Raw genomic sequence first — 23,981 nt, 5'->3', positions numbered from 1 at the left:
ACCGTTATGGAAATATTGTTAATTTTGGTTTTAGCTGTGGTCGTGGTACTTGGGGTGACCGATATCCGACGCAGTCTAATCAGTAAACCGGTATTTGCGGTATTTAAAAAGATCTTACCGCCACTTTCTGACACCGAGCGCGAAGCGATGGAGGCGGGTGACGTCTGGTGGGATGGCGAGTTATTTAAGGGTAAACCTGACTGGCAGAAGCTGCACAGTATTCCTAAAGCGGAATTGTCAGAAGATGAGCAGGCTTTTATGGATAATCAGGTAGAAACGCTGCTTGCCATGCTGGACGATTACAAAATTGTCCAGGAAGACCGGGATTTGCCGCAAGACGTCTGGGATTACATAAAAAGCGAAGGCTTTTTTGCGATGATCATTCCCAAAGCCTACGGCGGCCGTGAATTCTCTGCTATTGCCAACTCAACGATTGTCTCCAGAATTGCCAGCCGCAGCTTGACGGCGGCCGTGACGGTTATGGTGCCTAACTCGTTAGGCCCGGGCGAATTGCTAATGCACTATGGCACTCAGGCGCAGAAAGATTTCTGGCTGCCCAGCCTTGCCAATGGCACCGATGTTCCCTGTTTTGCCCTGACCGGCCCGGAAGCTGGCTCGGACGCCGGTGGTATTCCGGATACCGGGGTAATTTGCAAAGGCGAATTTGAAGGCAAAGAAGTGCTCGGTATTAAACTTAACTGGGATAAGCGTTATATCACGCTGGCACCGGTTGCCACGGTACTGGGACTGGCATTTAAACTGTATGATCCTGAAAAGTTATTAGGTGATAAAGAAGAGCTGGGTATTACCTGTGCCCTTATTCCTACCAGCCATAAAGGGGTGGAAATTGGCGACCGTCATTTCCCGATGAACATGGCCTTTATGAACGGAACGACTTACGGTAAAGATGTATTTATCCCAATCGATTGGATTATTGGTGGCCCGGACTACGCCGGTCGGGGCTGGCGGATGCTGGTCGAGTGTTTATCAGCCGGGCGCGGTATATCATTGCCAGCGTTGGCAACGGCTACCGGTCATTTAGCGACCCGGATGACCAGTGCCTATGGTTATGTCCGCCAACAGTTTGGTATGTCTATTGGCAAGTTTGAGGGCGTACAGGAAGGTATGGCGCGAATCGGCGCTTATACTTACACTCTGGAAGCGATGCGGGTAATGACTGCCGGTGCCATAGATTTAAAACTGAGCCCTTCAGTTGTAACCGCCATTGCCAAATATCATATGACAGAAATGTCGCGTATCTTGTTAAACGATGCATTTGATATTCATGCCGGCCGGGCTATACAGTGTGGGCCGATGAACTATCTGGCACATGGTTATATGGGGATCCCAATTTCAATCACGGTTGAAGGGGCGAATATTCTGACCCGTAACCTGATGATATTCGGTCAGGGCGCCACCCGCTGCCATCCATACGTACTGGCAGAGCTGGAGGCAGCAGCCAACCCCGATGCAGAGGAAGGCCTGAAGCAGTTTGATAAGTTACTGCTGAGTCATGTTGGCTTTGCAATAGGTAACACCTTCGCCGCGTTATGGCAGGGTTTAACAGCGGGTGCCTTTAACAATGCGCCGGTTGCCGGTGAAACTGCCCGTTATTATAAACAGTTAAGTCGGATGAGCCGTGCTCTGGCGTTAAGTGCTGATGTGTCGATGCTGATGTTAGGGGGCGATTTAAAGCGCAAGGAGATGTTATCTGCCCGGTTAGGTGATGTGTTAAGCCACCTGTATATTGCTTCAGCAGTACTGAAGTTTTACGAGGACAATGGCCGTCAGCAAGCTGACTTACCATTTGTGCACTACAGCGTGCAGCGCTCATTGTTTGAAATTGGCAAGGCGTTTGATGGTTTCCTGGCAAACTTCCCAAGCCGGGTTGTAGCACGGGTTATTCGTACTCTGGTGTTCCCGTTTGGTATCGGTTACAAAATGCCGGATGATGATATTGCAATTGCTATTTGCACAGCACTGGCTAAGCCTGGCGTGATCCGCGACCGGTTAACCCATTTATGCTTTATTGGTCAGGGCGAAGATGATGCTACCGGGCTGATGGAATCTGCTTTTGTTGCTATGCACAAAGCGCAACCGGTCATGAAGAAAATATATCAGGCGCAGCGGGAGGGCAAACTTGCCCGTAAGCTGCCGCTGGCTGACACTATTGTTCAGGCACTGGAAAAGCAGGTTGTCAGCGACGCGGAAGCGGCGCAATTAACTGAAATGAACCGGTTACGGTTTAAATCGATTTCGGTCGATAGCTTTAAACCCGGGGTACTTTCGGCAATGACGATAAACAAACAGAATGCGGCCTGATCCTGGGCGTGCATAAACCGTGGAAATAAAAAACCGGAGTAAATTACTCCGGTTTTTTTCGCGGTACGATTCTGTAACAACCGCTAATTTATTGCTGGCCGCGACTGATAATTTCCTGTGCCATCACATCAGCGATGTCACTGGTAGGTTTATCTTCTTCATCGGCGCGCTGAAAAATGTTCAGCAGGGTATGATAAATCTGGTTAACTTTAGCGGTAGACTCCGCCGCATCGTAGCCTTGCGGGCGCATTTCACAAGCAACGTTGATAATGCCGCCGGCATTAATGACGTAATCCGGTGCGTATAAGATACCGCGCTGGCGCAGCATTTCACCGTGGCGGGCTTGTTTTAACTGGTTATTGGCACAACCTGCCACTACCTTTGCTTTTAACAGGCCAATGGTTTCATCGTTCAGGGTTGCACCCAAGGCACAAGGTGAGTAGATATCGGCTTCAACTTCATAAATGCCGTGCAGGCCAACAGCGGTTGCACCGAACTGGGCAACGGCCCGCTCAACTGCAGCCTGATTAATGTCAGTAACGATAAGTTTGGCGCCTTCTTTGTGTAAGTACTCACAAAGATAAAAGCCAACACTGCCAAGGCCTTGCACCGCGACCGTTTTCCCGGCTAAATCGGCAGAGCCAAATTTATGCATCGCTGCCGCTTTAACGCCTTGATAAGTTCCCAGCGCGGTAAAAGGCCCCGGGTTACCACTTTTGCCTTCTAAACCGGCAACAAAAGGGGTTTCTTTATGCACCTGCATAATATCGCCGGTCGTGATGTTTACATCTTCTGCACTGTAATAACTGCCTCCGAGTCGTTGCAACATCCGGCCAAAGGCCCGGAACAAGGCTTCAGATTTAATGGTTTTCGCATCACCAATAATCACTGACTTACCACCACCTAACGGCAAGCCAGCCATGGCGTTTTTGTATGTCATACCGCGGGATAAGCGCAATACATCGTCAATGGCTGCTTCATCAGAGGCGTAGTTCCATAAACGACAGCCACCAACGGCTGGTCCTAAACGGGTGCTGTGCACAGCAATAATTGCCCGTAAACCGGTTTCCTGGTCACTGCAGAACACCACTTGCTCGTGGTTGTCGAATTCAGGATGATTAAATACTGCCACGTCTGATTCTCCCTCGGGTTTAAACTGACTGTTTGTCAGTGACACTACGTCACTTTTTTGCGCCGCGGAATGTAACATTTCAACCTGAATTACGCCATGTTTCGCCAAAAATAATAGCTGGTAAGACAAGTAAATTGTCGACAATTAATGTCATTGCTTGATTGTGTGATCAGACTCCCTTAAAGTACCGGGATCTGACAGATAAATTATAAATTGGAACATTAAAATGAGTGAGCAGTTAACTCAGGCACAACAGCAAGAACAGCACGCCGCCGCCGAACAGCAGCGGTCAGAATGGGTAAGAACTCAGTACCAGAAGGCGAATCAGTACCTGGCCGGCAAGGGGATTATCCCCGACAACGTTGCGGTAACAGAAAGTTGCTATCTGCCGCCTTTGGTAGCAGTTTGGAAACTCAACACCAGAGACAATAAGTCTTACTGGGTGATCAGTGGTGATTTACCTACTGATCATATGCCGTTTTCTGCTGCGGCTACCGCGCGTGATGCGATGCGTTCCTTTTCACTAAACTGGCAATTAAAGGCCGAGCACATCGTTACCAGCGATTCGGTTGATAAAACTCAGCAGGAGTTTGCCGACTTACTGGTTGCCCGGGCTCAGGGGTTGTACGAGCTATTCGAAGACGATGCGTTGTGGCAGACGGCTACCGGCGCTTAGTCTGTAACGCAGAGCATACAGTTAATAAAAAAACCGCAATTACTGCGGTTTTTTTATTTGGCGCGCCACCGTTTATCGTGGCGGCTGCAACTGAGAATTTACTCGGTAAAATGCCAGTATCCCAGGTTTATCAAATGAACTAGTAAGCCCAGGCGCTCTGGCAACGCCAGAAAATGGCGACATTGCTCTTCGTTGAGCTGACGCTGTTCAGTCAACAGCCTGGCAGTGGTAAGTTCATTACCGGGCAGCAGGTATTGTTCGCCATTAATAAACAACGCTATATCGGCATTGGTGTCTGCCTGATGATAGCAACAGCGCAAGCCTCCGGTCAGGGTCAGCACCGAGCCTTCTTCCAAATACTCGGCAATTTCATCGGCCTGATAATGTGGATCTGGTTCCTGCAAGTCCAGTTCATGCTTGGCTCTGCTGATGTATTGGCCAAACCACAAGGGTAAGCTGTCTTCGTCACTTACCAGTTGTTGCAGCAGTTGTTTTACCTGAGCTAAATCGGCGCTGCCCAGTTCACCAATATTCTGACATACCGGCCGTTCTGGATCGGTGAATCGTTTGCCACTGATATCGTTGTCAATCAGGTAATCGGCCAGCCCGGTCAGTAAGTCTTTCTGGGCAGGTGCCCGAAAACCGACGGAATAATTTAAACTGTTCTCAAGCGAAATGCCTTCATGCGGGCAGCCTGGTGGAATATACAATATATCGCCTGGCTCCATTATTACATCGATACAGGCCTGAAAAGGACTAACCTGTAATAACCTTGGATGCGGGCAGAATTGTTCCAGACTACTGTCAGGCATGCCTACCCGCCAATGCCGCTTGCCCTGGCCCTGGATAATAAACACATCATACTGATCGAGATGCGGCCCGACGCCACCACCCGGGGTGGAAAAGCTCACCATTAGATCGTCTATCCGCCAGTTTGGAATAAACCGGAAGGGTTCGAGCAGCTGAGCCGCTTCAGCATGCCAGTGATCTACCGCCTGGACTAAAATTGCCCAGTCCCGCTCGCCAAAATGGCTGAAGTCAGTAATCGGGCCGGTTTCAAGTTGCCAGTCCCCGTTGGCACACTGTACCACCCGGGACTCGACTTCTTCCTCCAGCGCCAGGCCGGCCAGTTCATCAGCTGACAGCGGATCTGTAAACTGGCGAAAGCCCTGTTTTAGTAGTAGCGGCTTTTTCTGCCAGAACTCGGCTAAAAAACGTGCCGGGGAAAGGTCGGCAAAATTCAATTCATACATAAGGCTATTCCGCCAGTTTATCTACCAGGGCAATCGCATCACCAATATAATTGGCTGGAGTTAATAGTTTTAGCTCAGCTTTTACCGGTTCAGGCAGCGCCAGGGTATCGATAAAACGGGCTAAATCAGCCTGGTTAATTCGTTTGCCACGGGTCAGCTCTTTCAGTTTTTCGTATGGCTTTTCGATGCCGTACTTGCGCATTACCGTTTGCACGGGTTCGGCCAGGAGTTCCCAGTTTGCGTCTAACTCGGCCAGCAGAGCAGGGGTATTCACTTCCAGTTTGCTAATGCCCTTTAACGTTGCCTGATAGGCAATCAGCGTATAACCAAAACCCATGCCGAGGTTACGTAATACGGTTGAGTCGGTTAGATCGCGTTGCCAGCGTGAAACCGGCAGTTTCGCCGACAAATGGTTAAACAATGCATTGGCGATACCAAGGTTACCTTCAGAATTTTCGAAATCAATCGGGTTAACTTTATGCGGCATAGTAGAGGAGCCAATTTCACCGGCTACCGTTTTTTGTTTAAAGTGCCCCAGCGCAATATAACCCCAGATATCCCGGTCGAAGTCGAGCAGAATGGTATTAAAGCGGGCTACGGCATCGAACAGCTCGGCAATGTAATCGTGCGGTTCAATCTGGGTAGTGTAGGGATTAAAGCTTAAACCGAGGCTGGTGACAAACTGTTCGGCGAACTGATGCCAGTCTAGTTCCGGGTACGCTGATAAATGGGCATTGTAGTTGCCTACGGCGCCATTGATTTTACCCATAATGTCAACGGCAGCAATCTGATCACGCTGCCGTTTCAGGCGGGCGTATACATTGGCCATTTCTTTACCCATGGTAGTAGGTGAAGCGGGCTGGCCGTGGGTGCGTGCCATCATGGCCACGGTTTTATGTTCGTGCGCCAGATTTTTTATCGCAGCAAGCAGGGCATCGCATTGTGGCAGTAGTACCTCGTTGCGAGCCTGGCTAAGCATCAAACCATGCGACAGATTGTTAATGTCTTCAGAGGTGCAGGCAAAGTGAATAAATTCACTGATAGCATTCAGCTCGCTGTTGCCGGCTACTTTTTCTTTTAGCAGATACTCTACGGCTTTAACGTCATGGTTGGTGGTGCGCTCAATGTCTTTTACCCGTCGCGCATCTGCCAGATTAAAATTGTCGACAATGTCATTCAGCAATGTATTGGCCTGTTCAGACAGCGCAGGCACTTCAGTAATGGCAGCAGTGGCTGCTAATTGCTGCAACCAGCGTACTTCAACAGTCACCCGGTACTTAATCAGACCAAACTCACTGAAATACGGGCGTAGCTCAACCGTCTTGCTACCATAGCGGCCGTCAACCGGGGATATGGTGGTAAGGGCATTAAGTTCCATGAAAACTCCTGAAGTTTAAGGTGTGGTTTGTGCCAGCATATGTTTAGCAGCAGCAACCAGTTTACGACGTTGAAAAATAAAGTGCAGCCGGCTACCGCCAGCCTGGCGCCACAGCACCGCGGCCCGCACCGCCGCCAATAATAGCGCCCGGACTTTTTGCTGTACTGCGGTTTGTTTTAGTACATCGGGTTGGCCGTATACCTGAATGCGGCTACCGAGGCTGCTGATGCAATCACTGTAGATATCAGCAAGACGGCCAACTATGGTCTCGTCGGTAACAGCAAAATGTTGAAGTTGTCGCTCGAGTTGACCCAACTGCTTGCCAAGCTCGGTCATATTTCCCCGGTTTTTATTCAGCTTGCGCTCCAGCGCTAATACACCAACCAGATAACGGGTAAATTCCACGTCTCTTTTGGTGCCATCCCCCAGTTGGGTAACAATGATTTGTAAACCATCGCGCAGCCTGGTTATATCGTTACCATACACTGCCAGTGGCGATTCCGGATTCAGGTTGGCAATACTGGCCAGGGTCGTTTCGTATAGCTCCGGCTCCAGTTTGTTATGCCGGGCCAGGCTTTGCAGCAAGCTGACTGCCTGGCATAAGCCAGCCAGACCAATAATTTGGGTAGATAAAGACGATTGCATAGTTATTTAATGGCCTTGTCGATAATGCCGCCGCCTAAGCAGACGTCATCAAGATAGAATACCGCAGACTGACCCGGGGTAACGGCTTTTTGCGGCTGATCGAAAACGACATTAACCTGACCATCCGCCAGTGGGGTCAGCGTACAGTTAATATCGGTTTGCCGGTAACGGGTTTTTACGGTGCAGCGCAAGGTGTCTGCCGGTCCCTTGCGGTCTACCCAATCTAATTGGCTGGCAATAAGACCATTGGCCAGCAAGGCCGGGTGGTCGTGGCCCTGGGCAACCAATAGCCTATTTTGCTGTAAATCTTTACCAACGACATACCAGGGGTCGTCACTGCCATCCCGCAAGCCACCAATTTTTAAACCTTTACGCTGGCCAAGAGTGTGGTACATCAGGCCATCATGGCGGCCTAAAATCTGTTGATCGTCAATGCTGACGATATCACCCGGTTGGGCAGGCAGGTATTGCTGTAAAAAATCTTTAAATTTGCGCTCGCCGATAAAACAAATACCGGTAGAGTCTTTTTTATCGTGGGTAACTAAACCCTGTTGCTCGGCGATTAGCCGCACTGCGGGCTTTTCCAGCTCGCCAATCGGAAACAGCGTCTGGCCGACATGCTCCTCGCCCAAGGTATACAAAAAGTAGCTTTGATCTTTATTGTTATCTAAACCGCGTAGCAGTTGCCAATGGCCATTGTGGAGCCGACGACGGACATAGTGGCCGGTAGCGATATAATCTGCGCCCAGTGCTTCAGCGGCAAATTCAAGAAACGCTTTAAATTTTATTTCCTTATTACACATGATATCCGGATTCGGGGTACGCCCTGCACGGTATTCAGCCAGAAAATACTCAAACACATTGTCCCAGTATTCGGCAGCAAAGTTTACTTTGTGTAATACAATGCCCAATTTATCGCATACCTGCTGGGCATCCTGCATATCTTCAGCTGCGGCACAGTATTCGTCATTGTCATCTTCTTCCCAGTTTTTCATAAACAGACCTTCAACCTGATAACCCTGCTGGATTAACAAATAGGCCGAAACTGAAGAATCTACGCCGCCAGACATACCGACGATGACTTTTTTACTGCTGTTAGCTGACATTGCACCACACTGGTTGTGACAAAAATGAGGCGCGGAGTATAGCACTAATTTGGCGGGTTAAAAATCGTTATCGCCAGCGTGGCTGCCGCTTATGTGTCGGTAACGCCGTTTTACACAGCATCTTTAAAGTTCAACCACCCGATATTCACCGGGCTGTAAGTTTTCTAAGTGCCACGGACCAATCTGCTGACGTATCAGCCGTAGCGTGGCAAACCCGACCGCTGCGGTCATCCGTCGTACCTGGCGGTTGCGGCCTTCAGTTATAGTAAGACTAAGCCAGCTGGTTGGAATGTTAGCCCGGTAGCGCACCGGTGGTGTGCGTGGCCAGAGCGCTGGTGCGGCCGTGCGTTCGGCTACTGCAGGCAGCGTCGGCCCATCTTTTAATACCACCCCCTGACGCAACTGCACCAATGCCTGCTCAGTGATGTCACCCTCTACCTGCACCAGGTAAGTTTTTGGTGCTTTATGTTTAGGATCGCTCAGCAGGTGCTGGGTCTGGCCACAGTTGGTCAGTAATAACAGGCCTTCGCTGTCGCGATCCAGCCTGCCCGCAGGATACACCTCTTTTAATGGAATAAAATCAGCAAGCGTCGAGCGCGCAGGGGTGCTGTTATCGGTAAATTGGCTAAGCACATCGTAAGGTTTATTGAACAATACCAATAATGGAATTTCGACCTTGGTCCTATTGTTTTTTTTACTAATTGGCTTATGTTGCCTGTGGCGAAAAGGCGTTGGTTGTTTCAAAGCTATTTCCTATACGTCTCTGAGCGACGCACCCAGCCTGTCGCGTGACGGGTAATGCGGCGCCTGTTTTAATCAGTTTTATGCTGATATACTAACGACCGTTGTTTTTGCTGCGTTTTAAACAATAGTCTCAGTTTTACAGTGTTAGCGCGGCACTTCCCATCGGGCCATCGGGGCCGCGGGCTTCCGTGGACATTGTGCGATTACAATACAGGAACTAACATGTCGAAAGAAAGTGCAACAATCATTTACACCATTACCGATGAAGCGCCCGCGCTGGCTACTCATTCTTTGCTGCCTTTTATCCAGGCATTCTCATCAGCGGCCGGTATTGCTGTTGAAACCCGGGATATTTCATTGTCAGGCCGCATTATTGCCAGTTTCCCGGACTTTTTAAAGCCTGAGCAGCGGATTAACGATGCATTGGCTGAATTGGGCGAAATGGCTAAAACCCCTGAAGCTAATATTATTAAGTTGCCAAATATCAGTGCATCAGTGCCACAGTTAAGAGCGGCTATTAAAGAATTGCAGAGTCAGGGCTACGCATTACCTGAGTATCCTGCCGAGCCAAAAACCGAGCAGGAACGTGATGTAAAAAGCCGTTACGACAAAATTAAAGGTAGTGCGGTAAACCCGGTTTTGCGTGAAGGTAACTCTGATCGCCGTGCTCCGGCGTCGGTAAAGCAGTATGCTAAGAAAAACCCACACAGCATGGGCGCCTGGCAGGCAAGTTCTGCCTCACATGTTGCCCATATGAGCCAAGGTGATTTTTATGGTTCAGAGCAATCAACCACGCTGCAAGCGGCGGATACCCTGCGAATTGAACTGCATCAGGCTGATGGCACTGTTAACGTATTAAAAGACAAAGTCGCCGTGCTGGCAGATGAAGTTATTGATGCCGCCACCATGAGTGCTAACGCGCTACGTGAGTTCTATGCGGCTGAAATTGCTGATGCAAAAGCCAAAGATGTGCTGTTCTCGCTGCATTTAAAAGCTACCATGATGAAAGTGTCTGACCCTATTATGTTTGGTCATGCGGTCCAGGTGTTTTATCAGGAAATTTTCAGTAAGTACGCTGAAGATTTTGCTACTGCGGGTGTCGATGTTAGTAATGGTCTGGGCGATGTTTATTCAAAAATTGCCAGCTTGCCTGACGCGAAGCAGCAGGAAATTAAAGACGCTATCGCAGCGCTCTATGCTGATAAACCGGCCATGGCTATGGTCAACTCTGATAAAGGTATTACCAATTTACATGTACCCAGTGATGTCATCATTGATGCGTCGATGCCGGCAATGATCCGCAGCTCAGGCCAGATGTGGGGCCCGGATGGCCAGCTAAAAGATACCAAAGCGGTTATCCCCGATCGTTGCTATGCTGGTGTGTATCAGGAAACCATTAATTTCTGTAAAGAAAACGGTGCTTTCGACCCGCGTACTATGGGCTCGGTACCTAACGTCGGCCTGATGGCGCAAAAAGCTGAAGAGTATGGCTCGCACGACAAAACCTTTGAAATCGCGGCCAAGGGCACGGTTAAAGTGCTTAACAGCCAGGGTGATGTGTTGTTCAGTCATCAGGTTGAAAAGGGCGATATCTGGCGGATGTGTCAGGTGAAAGATGCGCCAATTCGTGATTGGGTAAAACTGGCAGTAAATCGCTCACGCTTAAGCGGTACCCCTGCAGTGTTCTGGCTGGATGGCAAACGGGCGCATGATGCTGAGCTGATCAGAAAAGTAGATCTCTACCTGAAAGATCATGATACCAACGGCCTGGACATTCAGATCATGGCGCCGGTTGAGGCAACCCGTCATACCCTGGCTCGGATCAAACAGGGACTGGACACTATTTCAGTAACCGGTAACGTGTTGCGTGATTACCTAACCGATTTGTTCCCGATTTTAGAGTTGGGCACCAGTGCCAAAATGTTATCGGTGGTGCCATTGATGAATGGCGGCGGCTTATTTGAAACGGGCGCCGGTGGTTCAGCACCTAAGCACGTTGAACAATTTGTTGAAGAAAACCATTTACGCTGGGATTCATTGGGTGAGTTTCTGGCACTGGCGGCTTCGCTGGAACATTTATCTCAGGTAACCGGCAACAGTGCCGCCAAAGTACTGGCCGACAGTCTGGATAAAGCCACTGCCACCTTCCTCGATAACGATAAATCGCCACGGCGCAAAGCGGGTGAACTGGATAATCGTGGCAGCCACTTCTATCTGGCGTTGTACTGGGCACAGGAGCTGGCGAATCAAACAACTGATACCGCACTGGCAGCCCGCTTTAAAACGCTGGCAGACGCGATGCAGGCTAACGAGCTGGGGATTTTAGCTGAACTTAACGGTGTGCAGGGTAAGCCAGTTCAGATTGGTGGTTATTACCGGCCAAATGATAAACTGGTCAGTGACGCGATGCGGCCAAGCCCTACATTAAACAGAATCCTGCAGGCGCTATAGTCTGGGGGCATTTATCAGTGTTTAGCAACTGTCGTTTGCTAAACACTGACAGTTGTCATAAAAGCTGAACGGTAAATAAAAAAAGCAGGCATTTTGCCTGCTTTTTTATTAGTAGTTGCCGATGCCAGGTCGGTACAACGATGGAAAAGTTATTCTTCGCCGGGGAGCTTAATATTTACAGCATGTAGCCCTTTCGGGCCTTCAGACAAATCGAACACCACATCCTGGCCTGCTTTTAGCGTGCGGTAGCCATCCATGCTAATGGTTGAATAATGCGCGAAGATATCTTCATCACGGCCATCTTCACGAATAAACCCAAATCCTTTGGCATTATTGAACCATTTTACTTTACCGGTAGCCATACTACTTACTTCCTTCTCTAAGTTAGCTATATTCTGTATTCTAGACTGTACTTGAAGGGGACTAGTGCAGCCCCAACATCTAATGTAGATAATTTAAGCAAACAGTCAAGCTATTTGCAAAAATAGTGCGAATTTTTTACTAATTTTTAATAAAAGCGCCTTTGCTGGTTGGCGCAGGCATGGCTATAGTTTATGAGCGGTAAGCAAAATTTAGATACAAAACACGATGACCTGGCAGAGCTAACCCGACAAAAGGTTACTCCTCCACCAATGTATAAGGTGATTTTGCACAACGACGACTACACTCCTATGGACTTTGTTATCGATGTGCTCACCCGTTTTTTTAATATGCAGTACGAAAAAGCCAGTGAAATAATGTTGAAAGTACATTACGAGGGCAGTGCAGTATGTGGAATTTTTACTGCTGAAATTGCAGAAACTAAAGTACAGCAGGTGCAGCAATATGCAAAAGAACATCAACACCCGCTGCTGTGCACAATGGAGCGCGTTTAGGTATGTCTTGGCATGGTCTGGAAGTGGTTCTCAGGGGTATTGGGAGTGAGCTATGTTAAATAAAGATCTGGAACTGACGTTGAATTTAGCGTTCCGGTTTGCGCGTGAACGCCGGCATGAATACATGACGGTCGAACATTTATTGTTGGCGTTGCTGGACAACCCGGCTGCAGGTGATGCGTTAAAATCGTGCGGCGCCAATATTGAAAAACTCAGGCTGGAGTTGGCCAGCTTTATTGATTCCACCACACCGGTGTTACCTGACGGTGACGCTGAGCGTGACACCCAGCCAACGCTCGGTTTTCAGCGGGTACTGCAACGGGCGGTGTTTCATGTGCAGTCTTCAGGCAAATCAGAGGTGACCGGCGCCAATGTGCTGGTTGCCATTTTCAGTGAGCAGGAGTCTCAGGCTGTTTACCTGCTGAAAAAAATTGATATTACCCGACTGGACGTGGTTAATTTTATATCTCATGGTGTCACCAAAACCGAAAAGCTTGAGCAGCATGATGACAGTCCGCAGGAAGAGCTGAGCGATACCATAGCGGAAGAAAGCAAATATCTGGAAAACTTTACCAGCAATTTAAATGTGCAGGCTAAAAACGGTCATATCGATCCGTTAATTGGCCGGGACCGTGAAGTAGAGCGGGCGGTACAGGTATTGTGCCGGCGTAAGAAAAACAATCCGTTGCTGGTGGGGGAAGCAGGGGTAGGTAAAACGGCCATTGCTGAAGGGCTGGCGTATCGCATCGTGCAGCAACAGGTACCTGAAGTAATTGCTAATGCCACCATTTATGCGCTTGATATGGGGGCCCTGCTGGCCGGGACCAAATATCGTGGTGATTTTGAAAAGCGCTTAAAGTCGTTATTAAAAGAGCTGGAAAAAGAGAAAGATTCCATCTTGTTTATCGACGAAATTCACACAGTAATAGGGGCCGGTGCGGCATCCGGCGGGGTGATGGATGCGTCTAACCTGATTAAACCTTTGTTGTCTAGTGGCCGCTTACGATGTATGGGGTCGACCACTTATCAGGAGTTTAAAAGTATTTTTGAAAAAGATACTGCTCTGGTGCGCCGTTTTCAGAAAATTGATGTTACTGAACCCAGTGTGGAAGATACCACCCGGATATTAATGGGTTTAAAAGAGCGGTACGAGCAGCATCACAATGTCCGTTACACCCAGAAAGCCATCCGCGCTGCGGCAGAATTGTCCGCCAAGTACATTAATGAGCGGCATTTACCGGATAAGGCAATAGACGTGATTGATGAAGCCGGCGCCAGCCAGCGCTTGCTGCCAGCGTCAAAACGTAAAAAAGTGATTAATGTTGCTGAAATAGAGCATGTGATTGCCAAGATGGCGCGGATCCCGGAAAAATCAGTGTCCGCTTCCGATAAAGACGTGCTGGCGAATCTGGATCGCAACCTGAAGCTGGTTGTGTTCGGTCAGGATGAGCCGATAGAAGTGCTGACCGCAGCCATTAGGTTGTCGCGCTCTGGCCTGGGCAATGAAGAAAAACCCATTGGTAGCTTTCTGTTTGCCGGTCCGACCGGGGTAGGTAAAACAGAGGTAACCAAGCAGCTGGCTAAAGTGATGGGTGTAGAGTTACTGCGCTTTGATATGTCGGAATATATGGAACGGCATGCAGTCAGCCGGCTGATTGGTGCACCGCCGGGTTATGTGGGTTTTGAGCAGGGTGGGCTACTGACCGATGCCGTATCTAAACATCCTTATTCGGTGGTGCTGTTGGATGAGATTGAAAAAGCGCATAGCGATGTCTACAACATTCTGTTGCAGGTAATGGACCACGGTACCCTGACAGACAACAATGGTCGTAAGATCGATTTCAGGAATGTGGTGCTGGTGATGACGACCAATGCCGGCGTGCAGGAAACGGTACGTAAGTCGATTGGATTTAAACAGCAGGATCACAGCCATGATGCGTTAAGTGAGATAAACCGTACCTTCAGTCCGGAGTTTCGTAACCGCTTGGATGGTATTATCTGGTTTAAACACCTGGCTGAGGATATTATTCTGCAGATTGTTGATAAGTTTGTCTGTGATTTACAGGTACAGTTAGATAAAAAACAGGTATCGATGGAATTAACCGCAGACGCCAGACAGTGGCTGGCAGACAGGGGTTACGATCAGGCCATGGGCGCCCGGCCAATGGCACGGGTTATTCAGGAGCAACTGAAAAAACCACTGGCTAATGAAATTTTATTTGGCCGTTTGCTGCATGGTGGTGATGTTAAAGTCAGCCTGAAAAATGATGCGTTGATTTTTGACTATCAGACTGAGCAGGACCTGGCTTTAATGGATTAAGCTTGGCGCTGCATACTTGGGTCGTATAAATAGAAGCAAACAAAAAACCCGGCATTAACCGGGTTTTTTGTTACCAAAGCTGATTTAACGCTGGCGGAATACGATACGGCCTTTACTTAAATCATAAGGCGTTAATTCAACGGTAACTTTATCGCCTGTCAGGATGCGGATGTAGTTTTTACGCATCTTACCGGAAATGTGAGCGATAACCACATGACCATTCTCCAGTTCAACTTTGAACATGGTATTTGGCAATGTATCCAGGATGGTACCTTGCATTTCAATTACGTCTTCTTTCGCCATTCAGCGTACTCGCCTCTATAAATTTGGGGTCAACCTTCAAAAAACTGCGCAGATTGTGCCGAAATCACAGCAATAAGTAAAGCAGCAAGCGCTTTTTTAGGCAAAAGAGTGCCATTGTCCCTGAATAAAACGTTGTTGTGGGGTAAATTCAGCCTTATATGCCATCTTTTGACAGGCTTCAACCAGGTAACCTAAATAAACAAAATCTTTGCTATCCAGCCGGGCTTGTTGCAGTAAGTAGCTTATCGCCAGTTTTCCGGGGGAGAACTGCCGGTATTGCTCGGAAAAAAAGGTATAAACCGCGGAATAGCTATTGGCAAGCTCGTCAATAATACTGACGCTGACCAGTTGCTCATCATGATATATTTCCAGAAATCGCACCGGCAGCCAGCTGCATTCCAGCATACTGCTGAGTTGTTCCTGGTTGGCCGGAAACATAATGCCATCATCATGTTTAAACGCGATGTAAGCGGCAAATAATGGGTAATAGCGGTTCAGGTCGGCCTGAGTTACCAGGCGATATTGCAGACCAGCGCGTCGGGCTTTACTGAGCAGCCTGCGCTGACTGCGTGATGGCTGCCATTGCTGTGGTTTAATGCGCACCGACTGACATGCCTTACACGCCTGGCAGTGCGGGGTATAGCTTTGCTCGCCACTGCGCCGGAAATTAAGCGCCAACAGCTGCTGATATAACCCGGCGCTCATTGGCTCGTCCGGCATTAGTACCACTAACTGCTCTTGCTGGCCGGTGATATAACTGCATGGACTGGGCTGAGTTAAGCCAAAACGCAACGGGCGCTTCGTGGGCGGGAGTGACTCAGTCATTGGCCAAACTCAGGGATTTTGGCTGCCAGTGGCCGTGTGGGCTGCTAATCTCTGCCTGTTGTTGTAACAAGCTTAAATACTGCAGTCGGTCGATAGTCTCGGCGCCTAATTGCTGTAAAAACGGGTTAGGCAGCTGGCAGTCAATCCAGCCTGTTGCATACCGGCTTAAATGTTGTTGCAGGGCCAGCAGGGCAAATTTCGCGGCATCAGGCACCCGGTTAAACATTGACTCACCACAAAACAAGCCACCAACCACAATACCATACAGGCCACCGACCAGCTTATTGTCCTGCCATACTTCGATACTATGGGCATGGCCTTGCTGGTGCAGGCGCTGATAGGCCTGCTGCATCGGTGGCAATATCCAGGTTTCAGGTTGGTTTTTTCGTGGTGCAGCGCAACCTTGTACCACGTCGTCAAAAGCATGATTAAGGGTCAGGTTCAGCGCTGAGCGCTGCCATGTTTTACGCAGAGTACGGTTAAATTTCAGGCTGGCAGGGGGGAATACGGCACGGACTGCCGGGCTCCACCATAACAACGGATCGCCATCGCTGAACCAGGGGAAAATGCCGCTGCGATAAGCCAGTATCAGGCGGCCAGCCGATAAATCGCCGCCCATTGCCAGTAAGCCATCCGGTTGCTCAAGCGCCCGCTCAACCGGGGGGAACCACAGTTGAGTGGGGTCAAGTTCTGGTAAGTAAATGGCCATGTTAAGCGGCGTAGGTAACTGGCGAAATTACTTAACCAGACCATCCAGATAACGCTCGGCATCGAGGGCAGCCATACAACCGGTGCCGGCTGAGGTAATGGCCTGACGATAAATATGATCAGACACATCACCTGCGGCAAAAACACCCGGAATACTGGTTTGCGTGGCATTGCCCTCGGTACCACTGACGACTTTTAAATAGCCGCCATTCATTTCCAGCTGGCCTTTAAAAATATCGGTATTAGGTGAGTGGCCAATGGCAATAAATACACCTTGCAGCGCCAGTTCGGTTGCCACTTCGCCTTTGGTCGAGCCTATACGCACACCCGTAACGCCCATCTCATCACCTAATACTTCTTCCAGTACGCAATGGGTATGCAGCACAATATTGCCTGACTCAACTTTGGCCATTAAACGGTCGACCAGAATTTTCTCAGCTTTAAAACTATCGCGGCGGTGGATCAGATGCACTTCACTGGCAATGTTCGATAAATACAGTGCTTCTTCGACGGCGGTATTACCACCGCCCACAACTGCGACTTTCTGGTTGCGGTAAAAGAAGCCATCACAGGTTGCACAGGCTGATACGCCACGACCACTGTATGCCTGCTCTGAGGGCAGGCCCAGGTACTTGGCAGAGGCACCGGTGCAGATAATTAATGCATCACAGGTATAGCTGCCGTTGTCGCCGGTCAGGGTGAAAGGGCGCTGCTCTAAATTCACCGTATGAATATGGTCGAAAATAATTTCGGTATTAAAGGCTTCGGCATGCGCCTGCATCCGCTCCATCAGTACCGGCCCGGTTAAACCATGGCCATCACCCGGCCAGTTTTCCACTTCGGTAGTGGTGGTCAGCTGGCCACCCTGCTGCATGCCCGTTAGCAGCACCGGATTTAAATTGGCTCTGGCAGCATAAACTGCGGCGGTATATCCGGCCGGGCCTGAACCCAGAATTAGTAACCGACAATGCTTGCTGTTTGACATCTTTTACTCCAAAAAACGACTTAGTGAAAACGCAATGGGGACGATTCTAAAAGAATGCAATGACCATAGAAAGATCTGGTCGCGAATTAGTTCGGTGTCAGCTGTAAACTTCTTGCTCAAAATTGATATTGCTAAAACGTATAAGTCAGGCCTTTTAGTTATATGAGATGCAATTAATTTTTCTGAAACAGGTTATTTGTTTCTATTCGTTGGTTTTTTTTCCTGAAACAGGGCGGGTGTATTTTTTTATAATCACTTTGTAAGATTTTTGTAATTGTTGTTGTTCTGAGCAACTGGTTAGTTAGAAGCCGCAGGACGCAGCTAATGCACAGGATGTCTGATAATTAATAATTGAACAACCAAATTATTTAAAAAATAAAAGGTACCACAATGAAAACAACAAAAACCCTCTTAGCTCTTAGCGTCAGCAGTTGCTTCGCATTAACCTTAACCGCTTCGGCAGTCGCCGACAGTCTGGTCGACGCAGCAGACGATAGCAGCCGTTATATTATTAAGTTTAAACCCACAGCAGCGGTTATGAGCAGCAACAATGGCCAGAGTGAGTTCTCAACTCAGCAGGCGGAGTCAGTATTGCGCGGTCATCTGGTTAATGCCCTGATGCATTTAAAATCCGCCAACGCCAGTGTGGCTAAGTTATCGGCTAAACAATTAAAGGCGCTGCAGGCTAACCCCAATGTGCAATATGTTGAAGAAGATGCCAAACGCTATCTGATGGATGTTATCAGCCCGATGGCGCAATCAACCCCTTATGGTATCAGTATGGTACAAGCCAATCAGGTTAGTGATGGCAGTGCCGGCAACACCAAGGTGTGCGTTATTGATACCGGCTATACCTCTGGCCACGAAGATCTGCAAAGTTCCGGTGTTACCGGTTATGCGTTCTCAGGTCATGGTAACTGGTATTCCGATGGTAATGGCCATGGTACTCATGTTGCCGGCACCATGGTGGCGCTGGACAATAACTCTGGTGTAGTTGGCGTTATTGGTTCAGGCCAGGCCGGGGTGCATATCGTTAAAATATTTAACGATTCAGGTAACTGGACTTACGCCTCTAACCTGGTGCAGGGCATCCAGTCCTGTCAGGATGCCGGTGCTAAAGTGGTCAATATGAGCCTGGGCGGTGGTTCGTCTAACCAGACTGAAAACAACGCCATGAACAATTTCTACAATGATGGCATGTTACTGGTCGCCGCAGCGGGTAATGCCGGTAACACCAGTTTGTCTTACCCTGCGTCGTACAACTCAGTCGTATCTGTGGCAGCGGTAGATTCAAACCGTAACCTGGCCAGTTTCTCGCAGCGTAACTCGCAGGTAGAAATTGCCGGCCCGGGTGTCAATGTCAGTTCAACCTGGCGTAATGGCGGCTATAACAGCATCAGCGGCACGTCTATGGCCTCACCACACGTAGCGGGTGTTGCCGCGCTGGTATGGAGTAATCACCCGTCCTGTTCGGCACCACAAATCCGTAATGCGTTAAATGTAACAGCACAGGACCGCGGCGCAGCCGGCCGGGATAACTCTTACGGTTTTGGTATCGTCCAGGCTAAAGCAGCTACCGACTGGATCACCAATAACGGCTGTGATGGCAGTGGCGGCGGTGGCGGCACCCCTCCGGGCGGCGGCGCAACCTTCCCTAACCTGTCAGCGTCTACCGGTCAGTGGTTACGTGGCAGCTATCAGATCCCATCTGGCGTATCGCAAATTACCTTCCAGATCTCGGGCGGTAGCGGTGATGCCGATCTGTATGTACGTTATGGCAGCCAGCCAAGCACCAGTGCCTACACCTGCCGGCCGTACTTAAACGGTAATAACGAAGTGTGCACCATCAACAACCCGCAAGCCGGCACCTGGCATGTCGGCATCCGCGCTTACAGCGCCTTTAGTGGTGTAACGTACAGCTACCAGTACTAAGCTGTAATAGACACCCGATAAGGTTGTTATCAGGGCTGCGCAAGCAGCCCTTTTTTATAGATTTTAAGTGATTTATCAGATGGTGTTATTCATGTGGCATCACATACAAATACACCGCTAAAAAGTGCAGTATGCTGCCGGCCAGCACAAACAGGTGCCAGAACATATGGTGCAGGTACAGGCTGCGCCAGATGTAGAACAGTACGCCACCGGAGTAGGCCAGGCCGCCGGCCAGTAACAGCCACATTGCCGGGGCGGGCACGTTTGCCAGCATCGGTTTAATTGCCACGACGACTATCCAGCCCATCCCCAGATACAGCACTAAAGATAATTTTTTATATTTAAGACCGGTAGCCAGTTCCAGTACGACACCGGCTATGGCGATAAGCCAGATTATTGTAAATAAGGTCAGGCCCCAGTCGTCGCGCAGGCTGACCAGGGTAAAAGGGGTGTAAGTGCCGGCGATCAGAATAAAAATAGCCGCATGATCAAGCTGGCGCAGCCGGTACTTAATAAGCGGGTGATGAATGCTGTGATACAGCGCTGAACTGCTGTACAGCAGAATTATACTGCTGCCATAAATCAGCGCGCTGGCCAGTTGCCAGTTATCACCGAAATTGAGGCTTAATTTTAGCATCAGCACCAGGCCAATTACGCCCAGCACGGCACCAATGGCATGACTTAGTGCATGCAAGTGTTCTTCCAACGGGGTATAGCGGCTTACACTGGTCATAGTTTTTAATCAGTTGCATTCATTAATAAAGTTGATTCAGAGCCATATCTTAACAACAACCAAGCTCAGGTAAACAACAACCTGAGATGAAGCGGTAAAAGCATTGGTATTTGCGAACAGCAGCGGTAAACTGCGTTTTTTCAGCCAGGTCTGTTCAGCAAGGCCCGTTCAGCAAAGTTAGCCTTATGCCACTACTTATTATTCTGGGTTATGTCTGGCCCGAACCCAATTCTTCTGCCGCTGGCAGCCGGATGCTTAGCTTAATTAAGCTGTACCTTAGCTATGGCTGGCAGGTGCAATTTGCCAGCCCTGCTGAACTGAGCCCACATCGGTATAGGCTGGCTGAGCTTGGCGTAGCGGAGCAGCAAATTACATTAAACTGCAATAGCTTTGATAGCTGGCTGGCTGCGCAAAATCCGCAGGCGGTGCTGTTTGACCGTTTTATGCTGGAAGAACAATTTGGCTGGCGGGTAGAGCAGGCTTGCCCGGCGGCCATGCGTATTCTGGATATGGAAGATTGCCATGCCCTCCGCCAGGCCAGACAGCACTGTCACACCCAGCAACGGCCGGTTGACGCTGAGGCGCTTAATTCTGAGCTGGCGCTGCGCGAAATAGCGGCCATATATCGCTGTGATCTGACGCTGGTAATTTCTGAAGCGGAAATGCAGATATTGCAACAGCACTATGCTGTGCCGGCGGCGTTGCTATGCTATTGCCCGTTCTGGTTAGGGAGCCTGCCTGAAAACAATAGCCCCGGCTTTAACCTGCGCCAGCATTTTATAGCGATTGGCAATTTTCGGCATGCCCCCAACTGGCAAGCCGTACTGTGGTTAAAACAACAGATTTGGCCGCACATCCGTAAACAGCTGCCTGCTGCCGAGCTGCATATTTATGGTGCTTATCCGCCGCCGAAAGCCACGGCGCTGGATAATCCGAAACAGGGTTTTTTAGTCAAAGGCTGGGTTGCCGACAGCAAGCAGGCAATGCGCCAGGCCAGGGTGTGTTTAGCACCGCTGGCCTTTGGTGCCGGCCTGAAGGGCAAGCTTTTGGAGGCCATGTGTCAGGGTACGCCCAGTGTTACTACTGATATTGGCGTCGAGGGCATGAATATTGATAGCGGCTGGAGCGGCGCTATTGCTAACGACAGTGCTGCTATTGCCAATGCTGCAGTAGCCTTATATCAGGACGAGCCGCGTTGGCAGCTGGCGCAAACACAAGGTTACCAGATCATTGCCAGGCGTTTTAGTCCCGAGCAGGCGCTGCGGGTATGGCGGCACATTGAACAGGTAAGGGCAGATCTGGATAAACAGCGCAAGGCTAACTTTACCGGGCTGATGCTCAGGCATCACGCTTATCGTAGTACTAAGTTTATGGGGCAGTGGATAGAGGCGAAAAGTAAACTGGCGCAAATTGCGCCAGTATCGGGTAACGAATAACTAATCGTTAGTTCTACAACAATTAATACCTTAAAAAATAGTATTAACGTGAACCACGTGGTGGCCGTTGCTTGCTATCGTTAATTTTTTCAGCCCAGAAAGCAGCAGCTGCGCCCGGCGTGGTTTTTGCCGGTTTAGCGGCCTTAGCTTTGCTTTTTGCCGCTGGCTTAGCTGCAGCTTTCTCAGCAGGTTTAGCGGCTTTAGCGGGCTTTTTCTCAGCTTTAGCAGGCTTGTCAGCCTTTTCTGCCTTAGCGGGTTTTTCTGCTTTAGCCGCAGCAGCTTTGGCTTTGCCGCCTTTACCATAGCTTTCAGCTAATTCTGCCAGTTCAGCCAGACGGATATTTTTACCGCCATCAACACTGAACCAGCCTGGTTTTTGCTCCAGCTCGGGCTCTTTACCAAATTTTGCTTTGTAAGCTGCGGTAAAATCAGCGATTACCTGATCTTTATCCAATTTTGTCATGCTTAGGGTACCTGTGCGTGAAAATTAATCGTTGCCCGCTATTTATACATCAAAACACAGGTAATAGACAAATCTGCCTGCTTTTTAACAGTTTTTAAGTACAATAGTGCCAGTAGTGGATAATTTGAACCGGAGTTTTTATGCTGCAACGGCAACAACTGGCCAGCCTGTTAGCAGAGCTGCTGCAAACCGAACGGGTACGTGATTATTGCCCAAATGGTTTGCAGGTTGAGGGCAGGCAGGACATAACCCGGATAGTTACCGGGGTAACGGCCAGCCAGGCATTAGTCGATGCTGCAATTGAGTGGGGCGCGGATGCCATTCTGGTGCATCATGGTTACTTCTGGAAAAACGAAGCGCCAGAGATCACTGGCATGAAGAAAAAGCGTTTACAGGCGCTATTGGCCAATGACATAAACCTGTTTGCCTATCATCTGCCGTTAGATATTCACCTGACGCTTGGCAACAATGCCCAGCTGGGCAAACTGCTGAACGCGGAGTCAATAACGCCGTTAGCAACCGTTGAACCGGTTGGGGTGCTGATGCAGGGTGAATTTAGTGCGGCCAAAAGTTTAAGCGAGATAGCCGCATTGTTGCAGCAACAGCTGAACCGGGATGTGCTGACGCATGATGCTGGCAGTAATAAGCCGGTACGCAAGCTGGCCTGGTGTACTGGGGGCGGTCAGGGTTATATTGAACAAGCGGCCGCAGCCGGTGCTGACGTGTTTATCAGTGGTGAAGTGTCAGAGCAAACTATTCATGTCTCGCGCGAGCTGGATATTCATTTTATTGCCGCCGGCCATCATGCCACCGAGCGTTATGGTGTTAAAGCCCTGGGCGAATATCTGGGTGCGAATTATCCGGTAGAGGTTAAGTTTATCGATATCGATAACCCGGCATGAATAAAGATACCGATCGCAGCTTCGATGGCATTGCCGCCAAGTTTCAGCGCAATATTTACCAAAGCAGCAAAGGCGAAATTCGCCAGCAGGTGTTGCTGCGGGATTTAAGCACTTTACCCTTACTGCAGGTGCCCTGTCAGGTACTGGACGTCGGTGCCGGGCAGGGTCAGATAAGTCTGGCGCTGGCTAAAATGGGCCATAGTGTCCATTTAACCGATATTTCTGCTGAAATGCTGGCTATTGCAGCCGGGGCAGCAACAGCACAAGGCCTCACAACAACAGGACCTGATGCTCAGCTACGTTTCAGCCAGCAGAGCCTGGCTGATTTAAGTCGTAATGTGCAGCGCCAGTATCCATTGGTGCTGTGTCATGCCATGCTGGAATGGTTAGCTGAGCCAGCCGCTGCATTAAAGCAACTTAGCCTTTTGGTGGCAACGGGCGGGGTATTATCGCTGATGTACTACAACAAAGATGCTATGCGGCTCAGTAATATTTTGTATGGTAACTTTGATTATGTCGCGGCCGATTTGAAGGTAAAAAAGAAAGTCAGTTTAAGTCCGCAAAATCCGCTGGAGCCGCTGCTGGTCGAGCAGTGGTATCAGCAAGCAGGTTTCAGTGTAATCAGCAAAACCGGGGTACGCTGTTTTCACGACTACCTGCAAAACCGCAGCATGCAACAAAGCCACTTTAGTCAGTTGCTTGAGCTGGAGCTGAAATATAACCGGCAGGAGCCCTACGCTTCGCTGGGGCGATATACCCACCTGTTGCTGACCAGACATTGATTAACAATGC

At 49.4% G+C, this 23,981-nt stretch carries 22 protein-coding genes; 9 read left to right on the top strand and 13 right to left on the bottom strand.

All coding sequences use genetic code 11. The annotated features are described in order from the left end of the window. The first annotated feature begins 6 nt into the window (after positions 1-6). The gene (locus CRO03_RS07600; RefSeq protein ID WP_097111034.1) at positions 7-2,322 is read left to right on the top strand and encodes an acyl-CoA dehydrogenase; all 2,316 of its coding nucleotides are present in this window, start codon (positions 7-9) and stop codon (positions 2,320-2,322) included. Between the two features lie 88 nt (positions 2,323-2,410). Here CRO03_RS07600 and CRO03_RS07595 read toward each other — a convergent pair whose 3' ends face one another. Then, complete coding sequence (locus CRO03_RS07595) at positions 2,411-3,598, bottom strand: Leu/Phe/Val dehydrogenase (protein ID WP_281256380.1); 1,188 nt, start codon at positions 3,596-3,598, stop codon at positions 2,411-2,413. Between the two features lie 82 nt (positions 3,599-3,680). Between CRO03_RS07595 and CRO03_RS07590 the strand changes: the two genes are divergently transcribed. Then, a complete protein-coding gene (locus CRO03_RS07590) occupies positions 3,681-4,130 on the top strand; it encodes a DUF4826 family protein (protein WP_097111033.1) in 450 nt (149 codons plus the stop codon). Positions 4,131-4,228: 98 nt separating this feature from the next. Here the strand turns inward: CRO03_RS07590 and CRO03_RS07585 are convergent, their stop codons facing one another. The 5 genes from CRO03_RS07585 to CRO03_RS07565 form a co-directional block, all read right to left on the bottom strand. Beyond that, entirely contained in the window at positions 4,229-5,383 is a 1,155-nt protein-coding gene (locus CRO03_RS07585; protein ID WP_097111032.1) for a ribosomal protein uL16 3-hydroxylase, read from the bottom strand. Between the two features lie 4 nt (positions 5,384-5,387). Continuing rightward, the gene (gene purB, locus CRO03_RS07580) at positions 5,388-6,761 is read right to left on the bottom strand and encodes an adenylosuccinate lyase (RefSeq protein WP_097111031.1); all 1,374 of its coding nucleotides are present in this window, start codon (positions 6,759-6,761) and stop codon (positions 5,388-5,390) included. 15 nt (positions 6,762-6,776) lie between these two features. Continuing rightward, positions 6,777-7,406 carry a high frequency lysogenization protein HflD gene (gene hflD, locus CRO03_RS07575; RefSeq protein ID WP_097111030.1) on the bottom strand — a complete coding sequence of 210 codons (630 nt, stop codon included), beginning with the start codon at positions 7,404-7,406 and terminating at the stop codon, positions 6,777-6,779. 2 nt (positions 7,407-7,408) lie between these two features. Continuing rightward, positions 7,409-8,512: a tRNA 2-thiouridine(34) synthase MnmA gene (gene mnmA / locus CRO03_RS07570; RefSeq protein WP_097111029.1), complete on the bottom strand. Its 1,104-nt coding sequence runs from the start codon at positions 8,510-8,512 to the stop codon at positions 7,409-7,411. 123 nt (positions 8,513-8,635) lie between these two features. Then, complete coding sequence (locus tag CRO03_RS07565; RefSeq protein ID WP_170948983.1) at positions 8,636-9,181, bottom strand: pseudouridine synthase; 546 nt, start codon at positions 9,179-9,181, stop codon at positions 8,636-8,638. Between the two features lie 297 nt (positions 9,182-9,478). On the opposite strand from CRO03_RS07565, the gene CRO03_RS07560 reads away from it, so the two are divergent. Further along, the gene (locus tag CRO03_RS07560) at positions 9,479-11,707 is read left to right on the top strand and encodes an NADP-dependent isocitrate dehydrogenase (RefSeq protein ID WP_097111028.1); all 2,229 of its coding nucleotides are present in this window, start codon (positions 9,479-9,481) and stop codon (positions 11,705-11,707) included. Between the two features lie 149 nt (positions 11,708-11,856). Here the strand turns inward: CRO03_RS07560 and cspD are convergent, their stop codons facing one another. Then, positions 11,857-12,069 carry a cold shock domain-containing protein CspD gene (gene cspD, locus CRO03_RS07555; protein ID WP_019676583.1) on the bottom strand — a complete coding sequence of 71 codons (213 nt, stop codon included), beginning with the start codon at positions 12,067-12,069 and terminating at the stop codon, positions 11,857-11,859. Positions 12,070-12,261: 192 nt separating this feature from the next. On the opposite strand from cspD, the gene clpS reads away from it, so the two are divergent. Both clpS and clpA read left to right on the top strand, forming a co-directional pair. Continuing rightward, positions 12,262-12,582 (top strand): ATP-dependent Clp protease adapter ClpS, encoded by a 321-nt coding sequence (gene clpS, locus CRO03_RS07550; RefSeq protein WP_097111027.1) that lies wholly within the window; start codon positions 12,262-12,264, stop codon positions 12,580-12,582. A gap of 52 nt (positions 12,583-12,634) precedes the next feature. Next, complete coding sequence (gene clpA / locus CRO03_RS07545; protein WP_097111026.1) at positions 12,635-14,902, top strand: ATP-dependent Clp protease ATP-binding subunit ClpA; 2,268 nt, start codon at positions 12,635-12,637, stop codon at positions 14,900-14,902. 84 nt (positions 14,903-14,986) lie between these two features. Here the strand turns inward: clpA and infA are convergent, their stop codons facing one another. The 4 genes from infA to trxB all read right to left on the bottom strand — a co-directional run bounded on the left by infA (position 14,987) and on the right by trxB (position 17,723). Continuing rightward, positions 14,987-15,205, bottom strand: a complete 219-nt coding sequence (gene infA / locus CRO03_RS07540; protein ID WP_019676586.1) for a translation initiation factor IF-1 — start codon at positions 15,203-15,205, stop codon at positions 14,987-14,989. Positions 15,206-15,301: 96 nt separating this feature from the next. Continuing rightward, positions 15,302-16,030 (bottom strand): arginyltransferase, encoded by a 729-nt coding sequence (locus CRO03_RS07535; RefSeq protein ID WP_097111025.1) that lies wholly within the window; start codon positions 16,028-16,030, stop codon positions 15,302-15,304. Continuing rightward, positions 16,023-16,739: a leucyl/phenylalanyl-tRNA--protein transferase gene (gene aat / locus CRO03_RS07530; protein WP_097111024.1), complete on the bottom strand. Its 717-nt coding sequence runs from the start codon at positions 16,737-16,739 to the stop codon at positions 16,023-16,025. Before aat ends, CRO03_RS07535 begins: the two co-directional genes overlap by 8 nt. Before the next feature lie 27 nt (positions 16,740-16,766). Continuing rightward, positions 16,767-17,723, bottom strand: coding sequence for a thioredoxin-disulfide reductase (gene trxB / locus CRO03_RS07525; RefSeq protein ID WP_097111023.1), 957 nt, complete (start codon positions 17,721-17,723; stop codon positions 16,767-16,769). A 390-nt stretch (positions 17,724-18,113) separates the two neighbouring features. Here trxB and CRO03_RS07520 point away from each other — a divergent pair, with 390 nt between their 5' ends. Next, on the top strand, positions 18,114-19,655 hold the full coding sequence (locus CRO03_RS07520; RefSeq protein ID WP_097111022.1) for a S8 family serine peptidase: 1,542 nt from the start codon (positions 18,114-18,116) through the stop codon (positions 19,653-19,655). 85 nt (positions 19,656-19,740) lie between these two features. On the opposite strand, the gene trhA is transcribed toward CRO03_RS07520, so the two are convergent. Next, the gene (gene trhA, locus CRO03_RS07515) at positions 19,741-20,388 is read right to left on the bottom strand and encodes a PAQR family membrane homeostasis protein TrhA (RefSeq protein WP_097111021.1); all 648 of its coding nucleotides are present in this window, start codon (positions 20,386-20,388) and stop codon (positions 19,741-19,743) included. Positions 20,389-20,573: 185 nt separating this feature from the next. Between trhA and CRO03_RS07510 the strand changes: the two genes are divergently transcribed. Beyond that, positions 20,574-21,824 (top strand): glycosyltransferase, encoded by a 1,251-nt coding sequence (locus tag CRO03_RS07510; RefSeq protein ID WP_097111020.1) that lies wholly within the window; start codon positions 20,574-20,576, stop codon positions 21,822-21,824. A 43-nt stretch (positions 21,825-21,867) separates the two neighbouring features. Here CRO03_RS07510 and CRO03_RS07505 read toward each other — a convergent pair whose 3' ends face one another. Then, positions 21,868-22,287 carry a hypothetical protein gene (locus CRO03_RS07505; protein ID WP_097111019.1) on the bottom strand — a complete coding sequence of 140 codons (420 nt, stop codon included), beginning with the start codon at positions 22,285-22,287 and terminating at the stop codon, positions 21,868-21,870. 140 nt (positions 22,288-22,427) lie between these two features. Here CRO03_RS07505 and CRO03_RS07500 point away from each other — a divergent pair, with 140 nt between their 5' ends. After that, complete coding sequence (locus tag CRO03_RS07500; protein WP_097111018.1) at positions 22,428-23,189, top strand: Nif3-like dinuclear metal center hexameric protein; 762 nt, start codon at positions 22,428-22,430, stop codon at positions 23,187-23,189. Then, positions 23,186-23,971 (top strand): methyltransferase domain-containing protein, encoded by a 786-nt coding sequence (locus CRO03_RS07495; RefSeq protein WP_097111017.1) that lies wholly within the window; start codon positions 23,186-23,188, stop codon positions 23,969-23,971. Before CRO03_RS07500 ends, CRO03_RS07495 begins: the two co-directional genes overlap by 4 nt. The last annotated feature ends 10 nt before the right edge of the window (positions 23,972-23,981 follow it).

It is taken from the genome of Arsukibacterium tuosuense, assembly GCF_900215315.1.
Classification (GTDB): domain Bacteria; phylum Pseudomonadota; class Gammaproteobacteria; order Enterobacterales; family Alteromonadaceae; genus Alishewanella; species Alishewanella tuosuense.
Note: the sequence above shows the minus strand (reverse complement) of the source record. Positions and strands in the feature narration are given on the sequence as shown.